The organism is uncultured Nostoc sp., from assembly GCF_937863485.1.
Taxonomy (GTDB): Bacteria; Cyanobacteriota; Cyanobacteriia; order Cyanobacteriales; family Nostocaceae; genus Nostoc.
On record NZ_CALMFY010000094.1, the window covers coordinates 1 to 26411 of the forward strand.

Below are 26411 nucleotides of genomic sequence, written 5' to 3' on the forward strand. Positions count from 1 at the left end.
TTATTAGCGATCGCACCTTTTTTGTCCAACCTCACAAAATCGCGTTGCTCCCGGGAGCAATGCGATTTTGTTAGACGACTCAAAAAAAGTGCGATGCCTTCGGCGGGCTGCGCCTACGCTAAAAATCAAATCTCAGTGGTAAGTAATTTTATTCACATAAAATAAATTATTTTACACAAAAAAATATCTTGATGAAATATCTCAAAAAGATTGTTAGCAAGTCATTTGACGATTATTTATAAAAATATCTGCAATCAGTCTTTCCTACTTAGTATCAATTATGTCAAAATCTCACTTAAAGATAGAATTCAAGTATAAAATTTATCAAGCAGTTTGGGGTTTGATAAAGGAATTAAAGATAGAACCACAAAAATTATCCCAACTTCCAGCTATCCATTGACAACGCAGATGTAATATAATTTCTGGATTATCTTTCAACCAAAATTTACTGTTTCCTTTGATTCTTAAATTGACAACTTGACGGATTAAACTCAAAGAGCACCACTGCCAATAGGTAGTTTTTTATTTATTGCTTTATCGTAATTTAAACGCCCTTTACGATAAGCATCTAAAATATAATTTCGCTTAACTACCATAATCTTACACCGCTCTCCAGTAGCTACAGCAATTAACTCATCCATGTGTTTGATTAAGAATTTAGCATTACCCTTTTTCAAAGTCTTTCTGGCTTTGATAAACCATTTTTTAGGCTCTGCTTCTTCTTGATTTGCTGCGGGAGCAAATACTTTTAAATTTTCCGTAACATGATAAAAATCGAAGAGTTGATAAGTTTCGAGTGGACATCCTAATCGTGTCAAAAGTGGGGAAATATGTATCCAGATCCACTCCGCTCCATCCCCGATTAATAAGACTTGCTTTGCCTGACTAATTCCTCAATCAACTAAATGTGCTTCTCAAATCTGTAAAAGCGCTTTGTATTCATCATAAGTACCATCATTAGTAATAGGGATTTCCGAGTTATTCACTTTTTTACCTTGCCCGTCAACAACATAAATTGTTAACAATTTTGGCTCAATCCATTGACCAATAAATCCATGTCGCTTTGTTTGGGAATTTTTTCTTCCCTTTTTATTAATCCTAATTCTACTCCAGGGCGAACGCACGGGATTTCTGAAACCCTTGCTGGGCATGGATCTTGATGAAAAAATCGGCTACATGAAAAAACGCCGAAACCCTTGCTATTAAAGGATTCTTATACTTTAGATGCGTTTGCCCTGAATTCTACTCCTACCGCCCTTCGGGTTCGCCAGTTCGACGGGACGGAAACCGACACCGCCGACTGGACTCACCATCTACAGCAATTACAACACGCTGACCTTTAAGAATACTACTTGTAGGTAAACTGCCAAGCTTTAAACTTAACAGTTTAGACTGACGTAAATTTATTCCAATTTTACCAAAGTAATATGTTAGCCGTTCTATTCGTTTTAAGCTAATATTTATGCCCTCACAAAATCGCGTTGCTCCCGTGATGATGATTTTGATTATGAAGATGAAGAATAATATCTAGGCTTCGTGTTATCAGTTATACAAAATAATACAATCTTAACCATACAATTGTTAGCTTCGACAACTACTCAATCACTGTTCATCCTTATATTTAATATGGTTGTGTAAGTTAATAATTGCCCTTCTGAACCTAAAACCCAGGTTTCTCGATTTGAATCAATTTCATTCACGGCTATTGGGCTTAAACCCATTTATTCATCCACCAGTCACACAAAATTCAATTCTGAATTTTGGCGACTGGTTCCTAAATTCTTTCTTGTTAATTTTTTAATTTGTTGTCTAGTTCTTTATTTTTTGGCATGAACATAGTCTACAAAGTAAAATTTAGGGACAAGCCAAAGTTTGAGCCAAGTGCAAGCTGCCAAACTTAATAGTGCTGTAATAATTAGCGTTAAACCAAGCTTGACTCGAAGCGGATCTGGAAGGATAGCAACTCCTGAAATAGTAATAGTAGAGTATGCCAACAGTACCGCTTGCAAGCGCTGGATCACCATCAGCGCCCCTCGGCAGCTACTACAGTGCTGAGTATGTTGTTTGTAGCGATCAAGCAGTACAGTCCGACTGTCGTTAATATTTGAGTTTTGCAAGGAAGTAATTTCGACTTCATTCCACGGCAAATGCCCATCACAATACTTTTCAAACCAATTTCTGAACTCAATCACTAAACGATCTGCACTTGTAGGTAGCTTGTAAGCAGTTTTCCAGCTTTCAACTAACTTTTTATGTTCAAAAAAACGCTCTTGCTGGTGTAGAAGAATCATATCTCCATCAAGAAGCGGATTACGAATTATGATGTGTTCTAACCAACGCGGTAGTAGACCATAGATTGTTTTAGCAAAATTAATCGGAAATTGAGCCACTATTCTTGACCTGCCTGGAGACACTGGAATGCAGTAAGTGACTATTCCTAACTGCTTTCCAGAACCAAGACTAATTGCATATTCTAAACGGCAAGGCGGTTCAAAAGTAATTGTTGTTCGTCCTGAGCTTCTTTCAATAACCGCTTCAATCAAATTTACTGCTGCTTTCTCAATATTCATAAGTATAGGTACTGCTTGCTCTCGAATGCCTTGCACTTTATGATGTGCAAAAGGGACATGACTTGGATCTGCAACATTTTCAACAAGAGTTTGCCAATCATATTCCAAGTCACGTACAAAAGAATCCCAAACAAAACCTTTGCTAGCATCTACTTGAGGTGACAGAGGTAATGGCGTAGTTCCAGCCTGTTCTGCTGATTCAGCATCTGGCCAAACCCAAAGTAAATCATTTTGCTGACGAACAGGGAATGTAACTGTACAGAAGTTTTTTTGATTCCTAGCAACAATTTCTGGATTTTCTGCTTGGGGAATATACGTACAAATTCCTTGAGCATCAAACTGCCAACCATGATAGCTACACATCAAATTACCCGTCTTTTCATCAACACGCCCTTCGCTTAATGGAGCAAGGCGATGGGGGCATTGATCTAGGAATACTTGGTAGGTCTTAGATGATTTAGGCTTCCAAATGACTAAGCGTAATCCCAAAAGGACAACTGCTGTGGGGCAGTTTGGATTGATATCTTCAATAGGAGAAAGCGGATACCACTGTCGAAAAAAATCAAACTCAGATTGTATTTCTTTATTCATTGAGTAAACAAAAAGTGATTCTATGTTTAGTATATGCAACCGCCATCAATAGATTTTAATGGCAAGCAGGCAATGAACTCCAAGTGCTAACAGATAAAAAATGTTCAAGTGAGTCAATAGCGCTTGCTTAAAACTTAATTCAAAGTGAAAAAGCTCAAGATGGCAAGGATATTGGATACTAATCCAAAATTTTAGTTTTTTCAAGAGTGTTGGGATGAACACTCAGCATATGTACATTATTATCGAAAAGTTGATTCCCAAGTTTCGTCAGTGGGTATGGCTTGCAGAAAGGAGAGTTCGTTGATTGCAGTAGATAGAGAAATGACCAAAAGAGGCAGGAGGGAAGGGGTCACTTTGCAGGAAAAATTTCCCCTTTCTCCCTGTCGGGGAGGGTAGCAGCAGAACAGGAATATCAAAGCCCCACCTGTATCCGTCCCATGCTGGAAAGCTGCCTGCTCCCCTACCTCAACGCTCGACTGATTAGCCGCATATATTAACGTCATGGTTACAAAATCATTTAAATCATTTGTAGCTGGTTCTTTTTAACTTTATCAGGACTTACGCAACTGGCACAAGTAATGGTGCGCTTCGCGCACCGAGCGCCCAAAAACTACACAGAAGACATAGCAATATCTGGACGTTTTAGTTGCTCAATTAAATAATTAGAAAGCAAATTATGCTTGATTTTGTAAATAGTTTTACCTGTTTGATAAGCTAAACTTTTCAGTCTTAGCCAAACTAACATAGCGCAAGCAATATGATTTCTTTGCAGACGGGCTTTACGACATTGACATGACTCAATGCCAGTTAGTTGCTTTATTTCTCTATGAAACTCCTCTATTTTCCAACGGATTTTACACACCTGTTGTGTAACATCAGTAGAACTTTGAGATAAATCGTTGGTAGCGACATAATCCGTTCTATCGGTAGAGATAGTAACCCGGAAAAGTTTCACTTTTTTATCAGCAGGGAACCCTTTAATTTTTATGATTTTACCGCATTTTAAATCTTCATTACTCCATTCTAAAGATTCAATATTTTTATATTTCTCTTTACCAAAACTATCATCTACCAAACGATTAGTCTTTAAAGGACAATAATAAACTTTATCTAGACTATCTATATAAAGCATTAAATTATTGACCGCATACCAAGTATCCATTAAAACTGTATCGAAAGGTAGAAGCTTTTGATATACAAGCCCTTGCAGCATATTTTTCACATGGTCAATCTTGGTTAAACCATCATTATCTGGATTGAAAATACGATAATCTATTACCCATAAATTGAGAGTTTTAGGATTAACATATATGCAATTTACTATTCCTATACCTCTAACAACGCTATGTTCATTACCACTATACTGCTTTCGTACTATTTCTATTTCTTCTGAAAACCTTTTATCTAAAACTGTATCATCAAATATAATATAAGCATCCTCGTCAGCGATAATTAAATCTTTGACATTATCCCAAAGTAAACGAGGAGTTAACTTTTCGTTTTTAAAATAATAATTAATTTTATCATGACTAATATTTGACAATTGCTCTGCTAGATTAGTCATTGTATAGTTAATTTGACTGCTCAGTAAATATTGACAATAGTTAAGTTTAGTAAATTTCATCAATAACCAACTTTTTGCACCTTCTATCAATTTTGTCATAAAATTTTCAACAACAAGATACACTATTGATTATTGTTATTAATTCGAGTAACGCTAATAAAACACATTCTCGCCAGTTCAATACTTATGTACTAGTGATTAGCGATCGCGCTGTGCCAGTTGCGTAAGTCCTGTTTATAATATTTTGGTATTTAAAAAAAGGATTTTGCTACAGATGCATCAGACGAAACTTAAAATAGAACGGTGGAAAACAATCTCCTGGCTTTTAACCTCTGGCACATTATATTACATATCTTTTTCAATTTCAACTCCTGCACAAATCGTTCCAGATACTACTCTCACTAACAATTCTCGCGTCACAAATCAAGGCAGTACTAATATTATCAATGGCGGGACTAGAGCAGGAACTAATCTGTTTCACAGCTTTAAAGATTTTTCTGTTTCTAATGGGAATACTGCTTTCTTTAATAATGTCGGTGATATTCAGAACATTATTAGCCGCGTCACAGGAAAATCTGTTTCTAACATTAATGGTTTAATTCGTGCTAATGGAACAGCTAACCTATTTCTGATCAACCCCAATGGAATTATTTTTGGTTCTAACGCTCAACTAAACATTGGTGGGTCATTTGTCGCAACCACAGCCAACAGTATTAAATTTGCTGATGGTAAACAGTTTTTTGCTCAACCCAACCAGAAAGAAGCGTTGCTAACAATTAGCGCCCCTACAGGGCTAGCATTTAGAGATAATTCAACTGGAACTATTCAAGTTTTAGGTGGCGGACATCAAATTACACCAAATGCAGGTTTATTCCCTACCATAGTAAACAAGAATTCAACAGGACTTTTAGTACAACCAGGAAAGACTCTAGCTTTAATCGGGAGTAGCGTAAATGTGGAAGGTGGCATTATAACTACTCCAGGGGGACAATCTGAGTTGGGTAGTGTAGGGTCTGGTTTTGTTGACCTCAAATCCAATAACCAAGGATGGACTTTTGATTATGAAGGAGTTCGCAAGTTTGAAGATATTCAGTTATCGAAACAAGCTTTAATCAATGCTAGTGGTACAGGCGCTGGAACGATTCAGGTACATGGAAATAATGTCTATCTGACAGACGGTTCAACAATGTTGATTCAGAATTTAGGCGAGACTTCATCTGGAAATATCAATATTAATGCTTCTAGGTCTTTGGTTTTGGAAGGAACTTCTCCAGATGGCAATGTTTCTAGTAATATACTCACGGAAACAGTAAATACTGGAAAAGGTGGCGATCTAAAAGTTTTTACCCAACGATTAACGCTTCAGGATGGAGCAAGAGTGGGAGCAGGTACATACAGTAACGCTTCTGGAGGTAACGTAACTATTAATGCCTCTGATTCTGTGCAATTGTTAGAAAATAGGCTTGCTAATCCTTTTCGTCGTGGAGATACTATTAGCTTAATCAGTGCTGCTACTTTCGCTTCTGGACAAGCAGGTTCTGTTCAAATGTCAACAGATCAGCTACGAATTACTGATGGAGGAACAGTGGCATCATCAAGCTTTGGAACTGGAGATGGAAACAACGTTATTGTCAATGCAGATTCTATCGAAATTACAGGGATAAAATCAGAGCGTTCTGCTCCAAGCACCATAGCAGCTACAGCTTTTAATGCTGGAAATGCTGGAAGTTTAACCATAAAGACATCGCAATTGCGATTGAAAAATGGAGGAGTAGTTAATTCTGTTGCTTTTGCAACTGGAAATGCTGGCAGTATAAATATTAATGCCGAAAACTTTATTGAAGTAAGTGGAAAAGCTTCTAACTCTCAACCTAGTTTTATAAGCTCATCAGTCAATGTTGCAAATGAAACTGTCAGAAAAATATTTGGACTACCTTTGATACCAACTGGTTCTGCTGGAAATATAACCATTGACACTCCTTTTTTAAATGCCAATCAAGGAGGTTTAATTAGCGTAGCAAATGATGGTTTGGGTGATGCAGGAAAACTTGAAATTAAGTCCAATACGATTAACATCACAAACAACGGAGGCGTTACCGCAACCACTACTGTCGGACAGGGTGGTGATATTAATATTACCTCAAATAATATTTTTATACGCAATGGAATTATCTCCACAACTGCTGGTCAGCAAGACACAGATGGTGATGGTGGCAACATCAATATCAACGCAAATATCCTAGTTCTTGCGGAAAACAGTGGCATCACAGCTAACGCCTTTAAAGGACGAGGCGGAAATATCCTGATAAATGCTCGTGGATTATTTCTCTCTCTCAACAGTAAAATTACAGCTAGTTCACAATTCGGATTGAATGGTGACGTTCAGATCAACGGCTTTTACGTTGACCCTAACGGCATTGAGTCCGTACCATTCGGACTTGCACAAAGTCCACAAGTTGCATCAGTTTGCCAGGGACAGTCAGACGTGGCAGGAAGTGAATTTGTCATGAGTGGCGTGGACAGATTACCTCTGGGTCCTAACGATGTACCACCTATTAAACCAACTTGGCAAGATAATTTTGTTTCTGGTCAAATCAACAATAATTCAGAGGAGCCAAAATTGCAAAAAGAAGCAACACAAATTGTAGAAGCTCAAGGTTGGGTGCAAGACTCTTACGGGAATGTGACCTTGACAGCAGAGGCAAATTCAGCAATGCCTTATGCTGCGTCGTTCGCTAGCTTATGTTCTGAAGAAAAAGTATCAAAAAGTACTATTATAACCCATGCCCAGCAATGATTAAACGCCGAGACTGGTTTAAGCATCTATTTTCAAGCATTCTAGGGCTATTAACAGTTGTAGCCAAGCCATCCATTATCGCTGCTCAAGCTGTAAATAAAGAAACACAAAAACGTAATCAAGCCCGACTATTGACCCAAATAGGAGAGAAGTATTTAAATGAAGGGCGAGCATCGGAGGCCCTTGAGTCCTGGAAATCAGCCACAAAAATTTATCGTCAACTCGGCTACGAAGAGGGTATTACTGGCAGCTTAATTAACCAAAATCTTGCCCTACAAGCTTTAGGATTAAATCGTTTTGCTTGTAACACATTATTACAAGCTCTCAAGCTAAATACAGATACTAAGATTTGTACCATCTTGCCACAAGAGTCTACTGAATCTACAACAAAACTATTGATTGCAGCGATAGAAAGCTATTTATAAGCACGCACGAAATAAATATTATGAAGTAGAAGAAGCAGATTTCAAAAATGAAATTGTGGATTTGATTCAGCAACAAGCACTCAAGTCACTTGAACTTTATCACCAAGTAAATCAGGTGTCAGCAAATTATCCAGTCACACAATTAAAATCTCAACTGCATCATTTGAGCCTGCTAATAGATTTTGAGAAGTGCTTAACAGCAGAGTTTAACTCAGGTAATCCTAAATTAGTTGAGATTCGCAATCAAATTCAAGAACAAATTCAGCCTTCTGTTAACAGAGTTTTGAAAAAGTCTTCTACATTTTCTCAATTATCAGCTATCCAATTGGTTTATGCAAAGCTCAATTTTGCTAATAGTTTAAGTCAAATTCCAGTTCAGCAATTACGTTCATTAGCTATTGAGTATGGTCAATCTGCTTTGCAAACAGCTAAAAGTACAAGTAATCAGCGAATCAAGTCTTACAGTCTTGGGACTTTGGGTAAATTACAACCAGAAAAATCAGAAGCATATTTTGTAAAAGCTTTAAGTTTGGCTCAATCAATTCAAGCAGAAGATATTGCTTACCAATGGCAACAACAGCTAGGAAACTTATATAACAAGCAAGGAAGGGTTAAAGAAGCCCTCACAATGTACAAATCTGCTATTGATAACCTGGCGCAAATTCGTGACAGCATGTTGTCAAGCAATGTAGATATACAGTTCTTCTTTCAAGAAGAAGTAGAACCTGTATACCGTGATTATATGAAGTTACTTTTGAAAGATTCTAATCCTGACCTCAAAGAAGTTATTCAGACAAACGAACGTTTACAAACAGCACAGTTAGAAAATTTTCTGAAATGTGGGAAGCTTGACCTAATTTCTCTTAATGAAATTCCCAATTTAAATCTGGCTTATGGAATAATTAATATTATTGATTTGGATGACACTATAGAAGTTATTTTACAGGCTCAAGACCGCTCTCTTTATCATTACTCTGTTGAAGCAAATCTAGTTAAAGAAAATGTTAATGCTCTTTTCTGGAGTTTACAGGAGCAGAAACTCGCAACTATTGATGTAGAACAAATTATTTTGCCTTCTCAAGCACTTTATGAAAAATTAATTGCACCAATAGCATCATATCTACCTGCATCAGGAACATTGATATTTATCTTAGATAAATCTTTCCAAAGTATACCAATGGGCATATTATATGATGGAAAAAATTATCTCCTCGAGCATTACAGCATTGCAGCCACTCTCGGTTCTAGAATTCGATCTCCCAAACCTTTATCAAAAAAGCGGTTTACAGCTCTCATCGCTGCTTTGTCTAAGCCCAGCCCCAGCTTGTTAGATCGCAACGCTCCTAAAGGCATCAGATCACTACCCAAAGCCTTTGAAGAAGTAAAAGATGTCCAAAGTCAAACACAATCTTCCCTTACACTACTAGACGAAAAGTTTACTAGTCTCCGTCTAGAGCAAGAAATAAATAAAAATAATTTCCCAATCGTTCATATTAGCACTCATGGACAGTTTAGTTCTGACCCTTTGAAGACGGTACTTCTAGCTTATGATCAGGTCATCAATATTAGAGAATTTGATAAATTACTAAAAGGTAAAGTTCAAACTGATGCAGATGCAATTGAGTTATTAGTTTTAAGTGCGTGTCAGACTGCAAAGGGTAATAAAAGTTCAGCATTAGGAATGGCTGGAGTAGCTGCACAAGCAGGTGCGAGAACTACGATAGCTACTTTGTGGCTGGTAGATGCAGATTCTACTGCTTTGTTAATGGAAGAATTCTACAAGGGATTGAAAAATGGTATTCCGAAAGCAGAGGCACTGCGTCTGGCACAACTAACATTAATGAAAAATCTTAAATATGCTCATCATTACTACTGGTCCCCGTTCTTGCTCGTTGGTAGTTGGTTATAAATTTCCACAGCTTTAAACGGGAGCAACGCGATTTTGTGAGGTGCTGCAACCTGGGACGTATATAGCTTGTTTCGGGATGCGATCGCAACTAAAAAACCAAGTTTTGTTGAGAATATAGAGGTATAATTGAGAACTAAACCCCGATCTCACTTTTTCGCGTTGCTCCCCTTTAAACCTTCTTGCACCTTTGATAATTCCTTTAAGTTCTTACTATTTTTAGCTAACATAATCGCTGTTGTGTATTCACTAAAAGCCTTATCAGACAATCCTGCCTCTAAATAGCGATCTGCCAATACTCGATAGATTTCAGGGTTTTTACTTCCTTCTGCCACTCTTGCCTGTAATGTATCTATCGATTCATTTACCAAATTTTTTGACATGTATATAGTATCTAGATCCTTAACAGCAGCTTCATCTGGAGGTATTTTCAATTCGTTAATTTGTTTAACCAATGAGCCAATCTCCAGTTGGTCTTTTTCCGGTAAAACACTAATTACTAAGAGTGCGTAACTTATAACAGAGTTACCCTGGTACGCAAGCACAGTAATCCTATACGTACTTCCAAATTTTAATTGGGATTGCTCCTTTGGATACGGCAGTACAGTATTGTTTACTTGTATCTGCCAGTTAACATTATTACCTTCCATCTCTACTGTGTAACTAGTCGCACCTGGAACTGCACGCCAAGAAATTGAGGGTCGGGTAGTCAAAATTCTACCGCCACTAATGTAAGGACTAATTAATCTTGGTCTTGGTACAGAGTTATCATCTGGACCTTTAAAAGTAGTGGGACAGTTCTGCGGTTTAAGATTCGTACATCGATACTTCTCAACCTCAGTGACTTGTGGTGGCGCACATTTGTTTGCAGCGTCAGAAAAATTTTTTTGATTAATGTATAAAATTTCTCGATTTAAATAGCAAAGGACTGTAACTGTGGCTCCATTCTCTGGGTGAATCTTATCTCCCGGACAGAGCGGACTACCTGCTTCTAAGTAGCGATCGCCTGAACTAATCACCTTACCATCAACATTCTTGCACTGACGCAAGGCTATGAGTTGAGATTGCCCCCATACACTACTATAACTTGAGACAACTAGTGTTGATATTGATGCAAGTGCTACAATTTGAACCGTGAATATTTTTTTGACTATTGCACTTGTCGAATTTTGGAAAGTAAGCATCAAGATTTTTGTACAGCTATTTGCTAGTTAGTAGCATACAGCAAACAGAGAATTAAAAAAAGACTTAGGGCGAAGATGGCGTCACAAACTCTCCCAATAAACGCTTTAATATTTGCAATCTCCACTGCTGAACTTCTAACTGATTAGACTCGGCAATCAAACAGATTTCCCAAGTCAGTCTGGCGTCGTTAATTTCACCTAATGCTTCTTGCGCTTGCGCTAATAAACAGTAAGCATCTGTCCTGGCATCCAGCTTTGTTGATTTTTCCAAGTCAGCCTTCGCCTCGGCATAACGCTTTAACTCTAATTTTGCCCAACCTAAGTTTTTGTATAAAGTAGACTGTAATTTAATATTTTCAGTTTTTTGTAAGCCTGATTTAGCTAAAGCAATTGCTACATTATATTTACCATCTAAAATCTTCAATCTTGATAAATTATTAATGGCTGGTATTGCTTCTCTACTCATCTCAATGGCTAACTTATACTGTTTTTCTGCCAAATCATACATTCCTCTATCATCATAAAAAAGTCCTAGTCCAAAACGTGATTCCCAATTATCATGCTTTAATTTGAATGAATTTTCATAATTCTTAATTGCACAGTCATCTTCGTTTAACTGCTGGCAAATAAAAGCTAAATTAGTATAAGCATCTGCATCATAGTTATTGTATTTAATTGCTAATTCATAATATTTTTTAGCTAACCCAAGGTCTTTGGTGCTACGAACAGCTTTATCAAAGTAAAAACTTGAGATAGTGCGATTACTCTGAGGACGAATTTTTATAGCCCAGTAAAAAAAATCTTCTGCGCCCTGAAAATTATTTGCTGCTTCTAACTTTTCTCCTTGAGTTACTAAATAGTTAGCTGCTAGAGGTATAGATAGAAAGACACCCCCAACAAATCCCAAAACTATCAATGTATATTTGCTATATTGAAAAACTTTAGAATTAGCTAATCTATAATTTTTAATTTGCTGAGGTAGTTTTTCTAACCTCTGCAAGATTACTCGCGTAGTTTGCGGACGCTGCCCTGGTAAAGGAGCCATTAATTCATCAAGAAAATCAGCGAAGGGCTTGTCAATCTGCGGTGTTTGCTCTCTCCAAATTAGATTTCCTGTCTTTTTATCTGTTGGAAGATCCATCAATTGAATGCCAGTAACTAATTGCACAAAAGTCCGACCCAGAGCATAGAAGTCTGATTGAGGTACTGCTTGACCATTTACTTGCTCCAATGGAGAGTAACGAGGTGTACTGACAGATGTAATTTCGTATCGTCCTCCCCTACCTGTGCTAGATCCTCCACTTCCACTGACTTTTGCCAAGTAGGTATCAGTCACTCGCCGTGCTACACCAAAATCAATTAATGCAAGTTGTCCACTTGGCTGAAGAATTATATTAAAAGGTTTAATATCTCTATGGAAAATTTCTGTACGGTGTACTTCATCAAGGATTTCAACTAACTGTCGAAGCCATTGTAATGCTACGGTTTGTGAAATTCGCCCATTAGACTCTAACCATTGTTCTAAGTTTTCTCCTTCAAATTTATCCATGATTAAACAATGCAATGTTAGAGAGCTATTGTTCGGAATAAAAGTGAAAAAGTCATCTATAGTACTTTTAGGAATGCATGGGTGTTCAATAAGCCGTAAGGTGAGAGATTCCCGCTCAATGAGATCAACTAACTTAGGTGTGTTCCATTTTAAAACTTTCATGACTCGCCGCTTAGGACCAGGATTCCATTGAGTGCCGGCATCGTCCACTTCAAAAACTTCCATATAGCTAAATGGGTTTTCGGTAAGCTCCCTTAATGGCTTAACTAGACAAATGCGGTCGTTAATTAGCAATGAAGTCCCACAGAAGAGACAGTAATTAACGTCATCAGGATTTTGACGTTGTTTGCAAAGAGGGTTAATACAGTAACCCATATTTTAGTATATGTAACACCTTATTATGTATACTATATTACATGGTAATTTTCTCGGACTACCCGTTTGTGTTGCAAAAGATAGAACAATATGTAAATTGAGAATTTTAGGCAGCCTCATTCATTTAAACATCAGTGTATACTATCATTCATTAAATTCCTGCATCACTTAGAATAAAAAAGTAATAAATATTACATTTTATATTATGCTCGTTAGAAGACTCACTGTTTATGTTTAGCTGAAAATTCAGTAGCCCAATTTCAGTAAATAACCTTAAGTGTAAGTGCTAATCTTCCTGTTTTGTCTTGTCGTACTCCATCCAAGATGTGTCTATGAAAGTAATTCTTATTGTAAGTAATCAACATTAGAAATTTTTATGGTACTTTTTTGAAAAAAATTAACTATAAAATGAAAAATCAAATATGATTGATACAATGCAATCTGCTCTTAAAACTAAGCCTAATCTATAAAAATGCTCGAAATGGGCATTTACTGTGTAAAAATGATTAACAAGGTTACAGTTTTTAGTACTGAATCGCAATTCCAAGCTCCTACTCATTCCTCCCTTAACCAAGTAGGACAGGAGTCACCAAAAGTACTTTTTACGGTTAAAGTTACTTTTGAACTAGCCCTAGCTGTAGTAAATAAGTTAGTATTTGCCAAAAAAGGTAGATATCTATCCGAGGCTGAAATCCTTGTTATGAAGGGAGCGTGGGATGACGATGATTATGAAGAAATAGCAAGTAACTCATCTTACAGTCCTAACTACTTGAAAGGTGGCATAGCCCGTCGATTGTGGGATATGCTTTCTGAAACGATTGGAAATGGCGAACGGGTTGGCAAAAAGAATCTGCGTGATTTTTTGGAACAAGTTACTGAAGAATATTATGCTCAATCTGCGTCAAAAGAGGAGCAGAACTTCCCTGCCAACAACTTAATACAAGTTCTGGGAGGACAACTCCCTAATGTGTCTAGTTTTTACGGACGAGTAAAGGAACTGACTCTTTTAAAAGAATTAATAGTTAAACAGCGATGTATATCCTTGGTAGGAGTAGCAGGAATCGGGAAAACTGCATTAGCGGCAAAACTTCTAGCGGAAATTAGTGCAGAATCTCAACCTAGATTTGATTATTTGATTTGGAAATCAGTTGCTCATGCACCACTACTTCAGGACTTAGTAACCGAACTGTTAGATATAATTGAGCCTTTAGAAACACCCTCAAGCTCACCTAAGTATACTCAAGCAATGATTACAATGTTGCTGAAGCAGATGCAATCGCGCCGTTGCTTGGTTGTGCTAGATGAATCTGAAGCGTTATTTCAGACAAAAAATTTAGAGCAACGGCTAGATTACAGACTATTTTTTCGCCGTTTAGTAGAAGAACAGCATCAAAGCTGTTTGCTCTTGACTAATCGAATTCTGCTTGATGAGCTTAATGATCTGATAGTAGCGAAGCGACCTCTTCGATTTTTTAGAATTGAAGGTTTAGATGAAGATGCGGCAATGCAGTTTTTGTCTGAGAAAGGATTGACTGATATAGAAAAGTGCCATCAATTAATTCAAACTTATCGTGGTAACCCTTCAGAGCTAGAGGCAGTAATTGATAGAATTAATCACTTTTTTTCTGGCAGTACACAAGTATTTTTTCAAAACCCAACAACTCTTGTCAGTAGTAAGTTTGAAGCAATGCTTAATCATGTTTTTGGTCACGTATTGACAGAAATTGAGCGAAAAATTCTGATTTACACAGCAGAGGAGATAGTTTCAACTACAGAATTTATTAGCTTTGCCAAGTTATTAAGTGATATCAAGCAGAGACAGAAAGCGTCTGTGTCAACTTTAGAGTTGATTAAAGCACTAGAAAATCTGGAAAAACAATCATTGATTGAAAGCAGTAAAAATCCAGTTACTAAAGAAATTAGTTTTACTCTCCAGCCAGTAATTAAAAAGTATATCTTAACCGATCCACAAGGATTGGTGCGTGTATCCGATGCTTTGCCAAATTTAGCGGTCGCATCTTAAACAAAAGCTTTTCATACATATTGCAGGGTAATCTAGCCTACACAGAGGTGCTACCAACCCTCGATTACCCCAAAAAAATCCTTAACAAACGTGGAGGTCAAAAGCAAAAATCAAAACAACGTTAAACACAGAGGGCATTGTAAGATCAGAGCAGACAAAAGATGGAGGTAAATATACAGCAGCACAAAATTTAAAGGACAAAACGTACTAAGGAGTAACGCTTTGTCCAAGGAGCAAAAAACTAAATAACTCCAGAGCGGGGTTATCTCACAAAAACCAAAGCGGTGGTAGTTAAAGTTTGCCGACTTAATTCCACTAACTGGTCAAAAGAGATTAAATCCGCGCTGCTTCTCGTATTATACGAGAAGCCACACGAAATGCACCAGTTTCGTGTGGCAGTTTTGGCTGTTGAAATTCCTCAATTTGGCAAGATATTAAGTTTAATTAAGAAAAGCCCCGAATTTCGTAGCAAAAAGCATAGCAGCGCATCAAACCCCCTCTGAAGCTTGTCAACCAAGATTTAGAGGTAAATTAGCGTGAAAAATAACTTATGCCCAATACAACAGGGTGTCCGGGTTAAGGCTACATCAAAATTTTTTTCAAACGCCTCTCCTTGTGATAATGACAGGAGAGAAATATGCTGACACTAGATAGAGAAAGCAAATCAGCACTTGATTACGATGATCTTAACAGCAGTATCCAGGAAACCTTCGCTGCCATAGACCGATTCGAGTGGCAAGCAATAGAAGAACTCTCAGTAATGAGAGACAACTGTTATTACAAAGACGCTGGACACAAAAGCTTTGAAGACTATTGTGAGAACGAGTTGACCAAACATGGTGGATATCGCCGGGTCAGAGATTTGCTTAGGGCAAAAAAAGTAGTTGATACTCTACCTATTGAACTGAGGGCGCATATTACCAAACCTTCTCAGACTCGTTTCCTACTCCGACTGGTCAAAACTCCCGATAAGCTGCACGAAGTCGTAGCTCGCGCAGCCAAAGAAAAACCCTTCCCCACTGCCTGTGATTTCGCTCAAGCAGTACAACTTGTCGCACCAACAACTAAACGCACCACAAAAAGCGAAAAAAGTCAAACGCAATTGTGTAATTCTGTCACTGTTTCATCACAATCGCATCCGCGCTATGGCGAATCAGGAGTAATTGAGGCAGACGCACCGAATAATTCGCAGCAGATTGTCACCTTCTCTGATGGTGAAAGGCTGCTGGTAAACAATGCTGATTTGGATGCCGCAATTGTGTCACCAGACCGGACTTATCCAAAAGAATACACCGAAGCGATCGCAGCACTCAAAGAGCAACACAAGCTTGAGTTAGAACGGCTAGAGCAGGAATTGAGAATTGGGCTACAAGCAGAAGTTAAAGCTAGAGCCGAAGCCCAAGTAAGTGAGCAAATCCAATCCTTGCAACAACTGTACAAGCAACAGAAAGAGCAAAATATTCAGTTGCAGCAACGATTGGATGAAATGGAAGGGTTGAGAAAGCTCTCAACTGAGAATCAGCAACTCCACCAACGTATCCAAGAATTAGAACACGCCGTAGAACAACGCCCTTCTCAAGAATGGGGAAATACCATGACCCAGCAAGCGACTAAAGTGTTGAACAAGCAAGTGAAACTTGCTCTTGAGAAAACCATTGATCTGCGCGAGCTAGCTCTTGTTCCGCCCAAAGAAAATGCACAGGAATGTTTACGCCTCATGGGTATGGCATTGAAAAACCTAAGCGTTGCTATGAACAATACCCAAGCGCTCGTTGCTGCGGCGATAATTTTGGGTACTAGTCCCACACAGTCGGCCATCGCAACAAGGACGGAGCAATTACAACTATTACCCCAGGCGGTTAGGGAAATTAGGCAAGTACTTGCACGTATTCAGTTTACATGGCAGGAGTTTTGGGCTGTGGCTGAGAAATACGAGGTGATAAAAGCAGACTACTGGGCCGAACTTACTACCCATGAAACTGATTTAATCACACAAGCTCGAAAAAACAGTGAACAGTTAACAGTTAACAGTTAGCAGTTAGCCTTTATGCAATTTAACAAACTTTGGGGGTTTAAGTCCCCTGCCTAATGACGGCAGCGCGTTTTGTGTCGGGGTCTAAATCCCCGTCACTTTCACGTAATTGCGAATTGCGAATTGCGAATTGCGAATTGGTTTAACTGCTCCGTCCTTATCGCTGATAATGCGGATACTTGATGACTGATGACCGAACAATTCGCAATTCGTAATGGGCAACTCTTAGAGACGCTAAAAGCGAACGCCCCGCTACGCTAACGCAATTCGCAATTAAAGACAAGAAATTACTTAATTGTTGAATTGTTAATTAACGGGTTTCAGAGCTAACTCTGATTTAGAGAATCAGTGAACTTAATTCAGGGGTGGGTTCAAGCCCCCTCTGAATTCAACTGCGAATTGCGTTAGCGGAGCGGGGCGTAGCCCATTGGAAATTGCGAATTGCCTTGGCTGCGGCATAGGTGCAATGTCGCTCAGATTGTCATGGAAAAATAAAGGTATTGAATGTGAATACAAATAAAAATGCAATTAAGAGTGGCAACAAAGAGATCAAAGAGCCTAAACCAGATTGCAAGGTATCAATTGAGCAGAAGGAAAACCCAATTGAATACCCAAACAATCTCACGGCGGCCCAATACCATGAGCTATATGTTGGTAGCGCCATTCATCCGGCACTCATTTCACGTAATTTCTTCCACATAGAAGGGGAATCAATTTACGATTATCTGTTCATCTCCAATAAAATCCCTCGCAAAAATGCCGGTCGAGTCACAGATGCGTACATAAGGCAATATCAGCATCTATTACTGGGTGGAACCTGGATTCAATCACTTGACCCCTTCAACAATTGGCAACCAATGGACTGGGGGCGGATAAAGCCCAACTTCCCCCGCATTGATTGGGAAAAAGGCAAGCCAGTTAAGTACGAGTCACCCCCAAAAACCGCCAACCGCGTTACTTATTTCGATGTTCCCAACTGTATTTTGAATCTCGTTGCACGGCGCTATAACGTTTCCGATATTGCACAAATGCTTTTTGCAAAACGTGGGAAAAAGCTTTGGCTTAAAAGTCGAAAGAACTCTGCTTTTGGCAATGGCGCTCTCTACTGGAGGCTCTTGCAACTAGGACAATACCAGGGAATGCTAACGCAAATCGCCCAGTTTAGTTCCTTTTTAGGACTGTGCAGAAAAAGCATACTCAATCCCCTAATATTTTGGTCATGGGTAAAGCAGCACAAAGAGTTGAACATCGACTCTCAGCACAAAGATATACAAATTACCTTCTGGGAGTGGGTAAAGCAGCATCCTGAGATTCCGATTATCTTATGCGAGGGGGAGAAGAAAGGGGCTTGCTTGCTCTCTTTGGGGTTTGTAGCGATCGCACTCCCTGGAATTTGGAACGGGCGAGTGGGCAAACAAGATTTCGATGAACGGTTGCATCCTGACTTAGTACCAATGGCTCAGGCGGGGCGCAAGTTCATAATTCTTTTTGACCACGAAACAAAAGCTCAAACCAGGTGGTCGGTGTTTCAAGCCACTGTTCGCACAGCAAAAGCAATTGAGTCTGCTGGTTGCCAATGTGAAGTTGCATTACTGCCGGGGCCAGAAAAAGGCGTTGATGATTTTGTAGTTGGTCAAGGTGTTGATGCCAATGCCCTGCTAACTGCAATTATAAACGATGCCAAATCACTCAAAGATTACCAGCGCTCCTATCGGGCTAAGAAATGGGGACTTAGCAAATACAAACCAGATGTCACAGTCAATATTAAATATTTGACCCAAGCACTCTGCCTGACTGACTTCTCAGAAAAATGTTCATCTGTCCCGCCACTTTATGATATTGCACTTGAAAAATTATTCAGTCCAAATCTTATACCTACGGACTGTGATTTAGATAAAGGGAAAAAGGAAAGGGAAGAATTAATAGATTCTGACTCCCAATATCCCAAACCCAGTACCCAAAATCCCAAAAAATCTTTCCGTTTTCCCGAAAAAGGATTAGTCGTACTGTGGAGCGACATGGGTACAGGCAAAACTGAACTTATGCGCTGGTGGCGTGACCAAAATCCTGATGCCAGATTTCTCAACAATGGACATCGGGTTAACTTGTTGAAAAATCTTGCCCAACGCTTGCAGACGGCGATGTACTCCGACTTGGGTTACACAGGTTTAGCCCAGGCTCAATCTCTTAGTATTACTATTGACAGCTTGCATAAACTGAATACTCAGTCTCTCACCTACGGCTGCATATTTATAGATGAAGCCTGCCAGTATCTCACGCACCTACTACACAGTAATACTTGCAAACAGCACCGTGCAGCAATTTTGGAAGTACTGGAATATATAGTATATAACGCGCCACTGGTGGTAATTGCCGACGCACACATGGATGACCTGACAGTGGACTTCTTTCTTGCAATGCGACCACTCGGGGAAGTTCCGTACATTATCAAAAACGAGTGGCGAAACGGTTCACGCACAATTTATTGGTACGAGGGGGATAATGAGAGCGCCCTAGTCGCCCAAATCTCGGCAGCGCTGATGCTTGGAGAAAAAATCATGGTTGCCAGTGATTCCAAGCGTTTCATCAAGAAACTTGACAAGTCCTTTACTATTAAGTACGAAAAGGTAGGAGAAGGGGTGCATGTTAAAGGGGAAGGGGTAAAGGAAGAATTAACAGATTCCTCCACCCTTTCCCCCTTACCCCTTACCCCTTGCCCAGTCCGTAGGGCTTCATGGCGCATCTGGTCGGTTCATTCAGACAATTCTGGCAGTGATGAGAATGTCGCTTTCATCAAAGATATCACCAACGCCATCAAAAACTTTGATGCCTTGTTCACCTCTCCTAGTCTCGGTACTGGTATCGATATTTCGGAGTATCATTTTGATACCGTGTTTGGTGTCTTTCACGGTGTTTCCCAAACCGCTACCGAATGTGCCCAGCAACTGTACCGTTATCGTCCAAAAGTCCCGTTTCATATTTGGGTGGCCCCGCGTCCTCCCTTTGGTTACAAGGATACAAACGCATCCAAGATTAAAGAGCGCTTGCTCCAAACCAATGAAATAACTGCTTTTCTGTTGCGGATTGACCGTCAAACAGGCAAGCGGGGCGCAGAGAAAGATTGGGCGCTTGAGGCTTACTGTCAAATTCTTGGCAACCGCCACTATTCTCTCAATAATCTGCGTGATGATCTGCGATCGCTCCTCACTGAAATGGGCAATACATTTATATGTGTGGGAAATGATTCAGATCCTCAATCCCTTGAAAGTCTAAAAGCAGCAGCATCAGCCTTGGACAGTGCCCACTATTCGGCTGTAGCCAAGGCTAACAATATTACCTTGAGTGAGTACCGCGCCCGTCAGAGCAAAGATTACCTATCACAAAGGGAAATTTTTGAATGTGAAAAGAAACGCATTTCTGATTCTTACGGCATCGAAGTAACCGAATCACTCGTAGAAATGGATAAAGGTGGTCGTTTAATAAGAGCAATTGCCGGACTTGAGGCCATTTTAGCCCCAACCGATGAATCAATTGTTGACCCCAAAACTGGGCACAGTTATCCTACACCACCAACAATTGTTACCCAAAAAGACCGCACCGAACGGGACAATCTACCTTTGTGCATTGACTGGGGTAATTATTCGGCGCGGTGGCTGGCTAGATTTAACCTGGGGTTGCATCAGATTCTCACTTCTTTAGTGAAGAGTGATGAATTTACTGCCGATGATCCCACTTTACTTAAGATGACAGCGATCGCCAAAAATTATGCGGCTCACGTCAAAGCAATTCTTGGGTTTACTATCCCCAGTGATTGTAAACCTATTTGGTTGCTGGCCACTCTTATAGAACAGCTGGGGCTAAAACTGACTTTCCGTAAGCTTGGTAAACGGGGTCAACAGGTGAAACTTTTCTCTTTGTCTAAAAAGGAATTGGAATTTGCTCTCCAAGTAATTGCTCATCGTGTGGCAAAGCGTAATCAAAAAGAAAATCGAACCTATTACGCTCCCCAAACCCCTGCTGTGTATAGTGCAAACCCGAATCAGCAGCCCGTATCCACCCCCCCCCTTGATGCTATAGGTAACTCCCATTCAGGAGGGGAGGATACTACCGATTCTGAACCGCCTCCGACTGATTGCACTACCCTACTTCATTGTGTGGAAATACTTCGCTCTGGTATAACCTTGGGGGTTGAGGCGATTAAAGGCATTCTCAAGCGATGGGCTGGGGATTTGCGTTGGGAGACTGTGCTGGAGTTGGAAGCGATCGCGGCAAATGAACTGCGTAAGCTTGAGGCTCAAGTACCGGAATTTTACCTGTGGCTTGATGAAGAGGTGTTGCCAATGGAGGGGGCTGGCTAGGTTAAAAATCTCCCTGGCATGAATTGCAGTTTTTCTGTTTTGTTGACGGTAGCAATTGATGCCACTGGTTCCAATTTGTGCTGTATTTTCACAAGTCATGCAAAATGTCAAAGATCCATCAAGTTTAAAGCGCTACTGTCATTAGGTCTAGCCTTGAGATAGCGATCGGTGATGGCTAAATTGGCATGACCCAAAGTTTCTTTCACCAGCACTGGATTAGTCCCGCGCTCAATAGCGTGAGAACCGTGGGCATGACGTAACCAGTGAGCCGAAACCAGTTCGCTTAATCCGGCTTCGAGTGCGATCGCTTTAACAATCGGGTGCAAGTTTTGACGGTCGAGGTGTCCCCCCTTTTGACTTGGAAACACTGCTTGATTGGAGTGAGCCGAAGCTTTGAACTCCATTAATTCCGTCCAGAGTTTCTGCTTGATGAGAATTGTCCGATTTTTGCTGCCCTTGGCTTTACGAACATACACCTGACCACTGTCGCCACGGGGTGTCAAATCTCCCCATGTTAACTCACAGATTTCACTTGCCCGTAACCCTGCCTGATACAGCAGTTTGATAATCAACAAATTTCTTCTAGCTGTGTACTGTCGTTTGGGAGTTTTCGCATCAGCTAAATGCTTAGAAGCTGCCCGTACCAACAATTTAATATCAGCTTCATCCAGATAGCGTTCGTTGATTACATCTGGCAATTCACCCAGTTTTAGTGCCATACCCACATTAAAGGGGAGATATCCAATTTTATGAGCGAAACTAATCAAGCTTTTAGCTGCGGCAATATATATCCGTTTTGTACTTTCAGCATTGCCCCCCAAGTCAGCAGCGTATTCTACCAAGTCTTCATAAGTCACTTTTTTGAGGGGTTTGTCCAAAAATTCCAGAAATCGCCTCGTGTACCGTCGGTAAGAGATGATAGATGACTCTGCTTTTCCTTCCAACCACAGCCCAATCAACTTCCCCTCCGCTTGGGCTACTGGCAAGGAAGCGATCGCCTTTCTATGCGCTGTTATGTGGACAAGAGAGAGCGTCATTTTTATTACTCCCTTAATAATCAGACACAAGAGTAGTTTCGTCTGGTTTTATAGTGTCTGATTTTTATTGTCCTCCCAAATGGTCATTTCAACTCACTGTTTCACAACTGAAAAATTCTCACTTTTTGCGTATAGTACACTCATAATACTCAGATGGCACTAAGTTAAGTTGAAGAGTAAGCAGCGTAAGAATTGCAGAGGGGCAGGGGTGCAGGGGTGCAGAGGGGAATTTCTAAATATCCGTTCGTATACCTTAAACTTCTTCTTTCTCCCCTGCTCCTCTGCACCCCTGCTGCCTCAACGATTTTCCCTTTACAAGCGTGCCATTCCCTCTGACCCCAAACCAATTTGGCTGTTGGGGTTGTTGTTAGACCAACTGGGGTTAAAGTTAACTTACCGCAAGCAGGGGACAAGGGGTCAACAAGTTAAATTATTTTCTTTATCTAAGAAAGAATTAGACAAGACTTGCGTTGGTTGGTTGTGCTGGAGATGGAGGAAGTCGCCGCGACTGAACTGCGATCCAAGGAAGCGACTGTGCCTAATTTTTACGATTGCGTCTTCTTCCATTCTTCGAGAGTCAAGCAAGTTTTCCCGGTGGGTATTAATGCTGTGGTTGCTGACACACCGAAATTTGTCAGCGCATAATTTTCTACTTCTGCGTCCTTGAAGGCAAGTTCTACTACTGTTTGCTTTTCCTGCTTTGACAGAGCTTCAATCTTGACGTTTGCTGCGGTAGGAACAGGATTGGTTTTATCTCTGGTGAAATTTTTTACATTATAAAATTGCTCTTGTTCTGGCTTACCTGAGTTCAAGCATCCTTTAGACTTGACAAACAATCCTGTAGCCCAATAGCTATTAACAAAGTGTTGCTTATTAACAAATTGCACCCCATTAGCTGCCCAGACGTAAACGGGATCAACATATCCTTTAGTTTTGGGAATTTTAGTTTCGCTACATCTTACTCCATCTCGCAGACGACTTCTATAATCTCCGCATACCTTCCAAGTTATTCTATATAAGTTAGGTGTGTCTTCTACATATTGCCTTATTTGCTCCTGTACTTCCTTATCTTTTTGGCTTTGCTCATCAGTTACTTTTGCAGCATAAGCCTGTTTTAAGTCATTCTCTGCCTGAGCAACCTTGTCTCTTTCAGACTGGCAAGCTCCTAAGCATAGTCCTACACCTATTGAAACAAGTGCTGTAAATATTTTTCTTGTACTCATAAATACTCCAACAAATGATTATGAAAATTAATTCCCAATTTTCTTGCTTGACCATTTTATGAAATTCAAAATTCAAAATTCAAAATTCAAAATGAATAATAAGAATAATTTTGAATTAATTCGCTATTTTTTGCCCCCACTGATTCAAAGAATTAGTTGGTCTACAAGACGCTCCTACGTCGCTAACTCTACACTATCAGTGGCGAGTTTCAAGCCCCCACTGATAGCGCCGGCGGCAAGCGAGCTTGCGAGCGTCTTGTAATTTTGAATTTTGAATTTTGAATTGTTTTGACCAAATATCTACTTCTAACAAATGCTGAAGTACAAGCTGCAAGTATTATACATATTTGTTCTATACATGCAATCAAGTTTTAACAGTTTTTAGTTATGACGCAAAACATGGTGAGGTATCGAAGGTAAAGTTCAATTTATGGAGAGCAGGGATACTTAAATCAATTCGCAATTCGCTTTTTCGCCCATTCACAATTACGTTTTGTAACGGAGATTTTAATTAGGCAGGGAACTTAAACCCCCAAACTTTGTTAAAGCTAATCTAAATGTTTTAAATCATAAAAATAGTCAATAGTCAATCCCCCCTATTTGATACTTACTGAAGAGTTTGCACAAATATTTATACTAATTAATGATTAAGGATGTGATTATATCAAGCACAAAGACTGATAATACAAGAAAGAGATTTTCATCTACGTAGATTATTGCTGTTATAAATGTTTATACAGTACTACAGTTCTGTTTTTTTCCGTACCAGAGTACGTGGATTTTGGGGTTGACTTATTCAAGAATGTGCCTATCCCTCAAGACATCGTTCAGGAGAACGAAAGCAGATGCGTACTGACTACGGATACCCAGATTTTGCTGCTTCAGCAACAGGAACACTTTTACCTGACTCTAAGAATGACAGGGCGAAAAAAGGCACACTCACACTGATGGGTGTGACTGGTGTGTTGATGATAGCAGAGATGTCCGTCCACAATATATTGATGGGTGGATTTATGATTGCGTCTGCCATCGTCATTGCCTTGCCGAAACAGTCACAAGCATTATTTACTAACTTCGATAAAGTACAACGAAAGTATGGAGTTAATCTCTATGCTGTGTTGTTTGCGCTGTTAGCAGTAATTTGCCTAATTGATTTTGCGGCGGCTCCAGCTAATGCTCAGTTCTTCAATAATGCTCAAACTTGGATGACCACCACTTTTGGTAATGCCGGCAATGGACAAACAGCAACAGTTATCGCGCTTTTTTTCAATGTATTGAGAGCTTTATTCCTATTATATGTTGGTATCAGTCTAGTTCGGATTATTCAATCTGCCCGGAATGATGAAGACTGGCAGACACTAGCAAGAACTCCATTAATCATAGTTATGGCAGTTTTTGTTGGAGATTTAATTACTGGTTTGATTGTTAAGGTTTAGTAAGAAAGCTTTTTAAGTTATCAGTTATTGATGAATACGCAGTTGAATTAATAGCTGATAACTCTTGAACAAATTCAGTAAATATGTCAAATAAACATGATTTTCGGACAGTAAATAGGATTTTAGGAGAAAGACCAAGACTAGGCCCATTCCCTGCCGATCAAATATTTCCCTGGACATTAATAGCAGTAGTTAATGTATTTATCTTTAATTATCTACTAAAAACAAGTTGGTTAAGTACTAGCTTAAGTATTGCTTGGGGATGGGCAACATGGTGGACAATTTCTACAAATAAAGACTTTTTCGGTAAGTTCGTCAGCGTCCCTCGGATTAGTAGGGGATATATGAGATTTCAATCAATACAACAGAAGTCGGAAGTCGGAAGTCGAAAGTCGAAAGCCGGAAATTGGAAGTCGGAAGAAAAATAAGTTCTAAGTTCTAGTTAAATTTCAGTTATTGGTAAAGTTATGCCAAATTCTTCTAATCAGGTTAAAGATAAATTAGGTAAAGTCGCCTTAGAAAAGGAGCAGATTAGTGTTGTGAAAATGCTCACTCCCTTTGAAGATATTATTCATTTAGCGGGCATTTGCGACCTCAACTTAGGAGGTAGACAGGGGGTAGGCGCATTAATTCTCAAAAAAGGTGAAAATATTCAAATCAAATTCTGCTTTGATTGTTTAGGGATTCATCCGAATTTAGAATCATCGCAAATGCTGGCTATCTTTGAGGGGATAGAAGCGGGGCTAAAAGAAATTCCCGAAGGTGAAAACTTAACAATACATTTAGGTTCTTTTACCTCTGATTATCACCGACAACAAGAACTGTCCAAGCTAGAGAGTAATTGTCATATTGACCAATTAAAATTGTTAATACGTAGTGAAAGATTAAGGGCTAAGGAACTAACGCAAAGTGGAGTTAGAAAGAATAAGTTTTTGAGACTATGGTGTACTTACACTGTTATTTCTGACGATGAACAGTCTAAGGATTTTATAGAATCTATTATTAGAAAATTAGAAAAGGGCTGGTTTCGCTTTACAGGTGAAATTCACGCCCATAACAATACTAGAATTGAAAATATTCTCCAAAATTCCTTTAGTAATGGTTTTTTGCAATGGTCAGCCATACTAAGTAATAAAATGAAACTTGGGATTAGGGTGCTGAGTGCCCAAGAAATATGGGAAATAATTTGGCAGCAATTCAATCTGTCATCGCCGCCAGCAATTCCTAATCCTCTAAAAATAGATTCCGCCAATGGACTAGTAGAAACTCAAACTAGTGATTTTCATATGGGAGCATCCCAGTTTTTTGCAAAGAGGACGAAAATCAGTCAGGATAAGTAAG

General features: G+C 39.4%; 15 protein-coding genes and 2 pseudogenes. 9 read left to right on the top strand and 8 right to left on the bottom strand.

Annotation, left to right across the window (positions count from 1 at the left end; genetic code table 11):
- Window positions 1-324 precede the first annotated feature (324 nt).
- The 4 genes and pseudogenes from Q0541_RS12395 to Q0541_RS12410 form a co-directional block, all read right to left on the bottom strand.
- Window positions 325-1103, bottom strand: a pseudogene (locus Q0541_RS12395) (ISLre2 family transposase); the annotation flags it as partial.
- Between the two features lie 205 nt (window positions 1104-1308).
- Window positions 1309-1467 (bottom strand): annotated as a pseudogene (locus Q0541_RS12400) (ISLre2 family transposase); the annotation flags it as partial.
- Between the two features lie 350 nt (window positions 1468-1817).
- On the bottom strand, window positions 1818-3149 hold the full coding sequence (locus tag Q0541_RS12405; protein ID WP_298910555.1) for a Rieske 2Fe-2S domain-containing protein: 1332 nt from the start codon (window positions 3147-3149) through the stop codon (window positions 1818-1820).
- A gap of 622 nt (window positions 3150-3771) precedes the next feature.
- A complete protein-coding gene (locus tag Q0541_RS12410; RefSeq protein ID WP_298910558.1) occupies window positions 3772-4785 on the bottom strand; it encodes a transposase in 1014 nt (337 codons plus the stop codon).
- Window positions 4786-4999: 214 nt separating this feature from the next.
- Between Q0541_RS12410 and Q0541_RS12415 the strand changes: the two genes are divergently transcribed.
- From Q0541_RS12415 to Q0541_RS12425, 3 genes are all read left to right on the top strand, one after another.
- Complete coding sequence (locus tag Q0541_RS12415; protein WP_298910515.1) at window positions 5000-7522, top strand: filamentous hemagglutinin N-terminal domain-containing protein; 2523 nt, start codon at window positions 5000-5002, stop codon at window positions 7520-7522.
- Window positions 7519-7947 carry a hypothetical protein gene (locus Q0541_RS12420; protein WP_298910518.1) on the top strand — a complete coding sequence of 143 codons (429 nt, stop codon included), beginning with the start codon at window positions 7519-7521 and terminating at the stop codon, window positions 7945-7947. The genes Q0541_RS12415 and Q0541_RS12420 overlap by 4 nt, the downstream gene beginning before the upstream one ends.
- 61 nt (window positions 7948-8008) lie before the next feature.
- Window positions 8009-9856: a CHAT domain-containing protein gene (locus Q0541_RS12425; protein WP_298910521.1), complete on the top strand. Its 1848-nt coding sequence runs from the start codon at window positions 8009-8011 to the stop codon at window positions 9854-9856.
- 146 nt (window positions 9857-10002) lie between these two features.
- Here Q0541_RS12425 and Q0541_RS12430 read toward each other — a convergent pair whose 3' ends face one another.
- Window positions 10003-11037: a hypothetical protein gene (locus Q0541_RS12430; RefSeq protein WP_298910526.1), complete on the bottom strand. Its 1035-nt coding sequence runs from the start codon at window positions 11035-11037 to the stop codon at window positions 10003-10005.
- 64 nt (window positions 11038-11101) lie between these two features.
- Window positions 11102-12961 (bottom strand): protein kinase family protein, encoded by a 1860-nt coding sequence (locus Q0541_RS12435; RefSeq protein ID WP_366941863.1) that lies wholly within the window; start codon window positions 12959-12961, stop codon window positions 11102-11104.
- A 502-nt stretch (window positions 12962-13463) separates the two neighbouring features.
- Between Q0541_RS12435 and Q0541_RS12440 the strand changes: the two genes are divergently transcribed.
- From Q0541_RS12440 to Q0541_RS12450, 3 genes are all read left to right on the top strand, one after another.
- On the top strand, window positions 13464-14984 hold the full coding sequence (locus Q0541_RS12440; protein WP_298910533.1) for an NB-ARC domain-containing protein: 1521 nt from the start codon (window positions 13464-13466) through the stop codon (window positions 14982-14984).
- A 637-nt stretch (window positions 14985-15621) separates the two neighbouring features.
- Window positions 15622-17019 (top strand): hypothetical protein, encoded by a 1398-nt coding sequence (locus Q0541_RS12445; protein WP_298910536.1) that lies wholly within the window; start codon window positions 15622-15624, stop codon window positions 17017-17019.
- Between the two features lie 545 nt (window positions 17020-17564).
- Complete coding sequence (locus Q0541_RS12450) at window positions 17565-21374, top strand: plasmid replication protein, CyRepA1 family (RefSeq protein WP_298910561.1); 3810 nt, start codon at window positions 17565-17567, stop codon at window positions 21372-21374.
- A gap of 107 nt (window positions 21375-21481) precedes the next feature.
- Here the strand turns inward: Q0541_RS12450 and Q0541_RS12455 are convergent, their stop codons facing one another.
- Both Q0541_RS12455 and Q0541_RS12460 read right to left on the bottom strand, forming a co-directional pair.
- Window positions 21482-22411: a tyrosine-type recombinase/integrase gene (locus Q0541_RS12455; RefSeq protein ID WP_298910539.1), complete on the bottom strand. Its 930-nt coding sequence runs from the start codon at window positions 22409-22411 to the stop codon at window positions 21482-21484.
- Between the two features lie 545 nt (window positions 22412-22956).
- Window positions 22957-23634: a hypothetical protein gene (locus tag Q0541_RS12460; protein ID WP_298910542.1), complete on the bottom strand. Its 678-nt coding sequence runs from the start codon at window positions 23632-23634 to the stop codon at window positions 22957-22959.
- Between the two features lie 845 nt (window positions 23635-24479).
- Between Q0541_RS12460 and Q0541_RS12465 the strand changes: the two genes are divergently transcribed.
- The 3 genes from Q0541_RS12465 to Q0541_RS12475 all read left to right on the top strand — a co-directional run bounded on the left by Q0541_RS12465 (window position 24480) and on the right by Q0541_RS12475 (window position 26410).
- Window positions 24480-25070 (top strand): hypothetical protein, encoded by a 591-nt coding sequence (locus tag Q0541_RS12465; protein WP_298910546.1) that lies wholly within the window; start codon window positions 24480-24482, stop codon window positions 25068-25070.
- Between the two features lie 83 nt (window positions 25071-25153).
- Window positions 25154-25498: a hypothetical protein gene (locus Q0541_RS12470; protein ID WP_298910550.1), complete on the top strand. Its 345-nt coding sequence runs from the start codon at window positions 25154-25156 to the stop codon at window positions 25496-25498.
- 39 nt (window positions 25499-25537) lie between these two features.
- Complete coding sequence (locus tag Q0541_RS12475) at window positions 25538-26410, top strand: hypothetical protein (RefSeq protein ID WP_298910552.1); 873 nt, start codon at window positions 25538-25540, stop codon at window positions 26408-26410.
- Window position 26411: the final 1 nt, after the last annotated feature.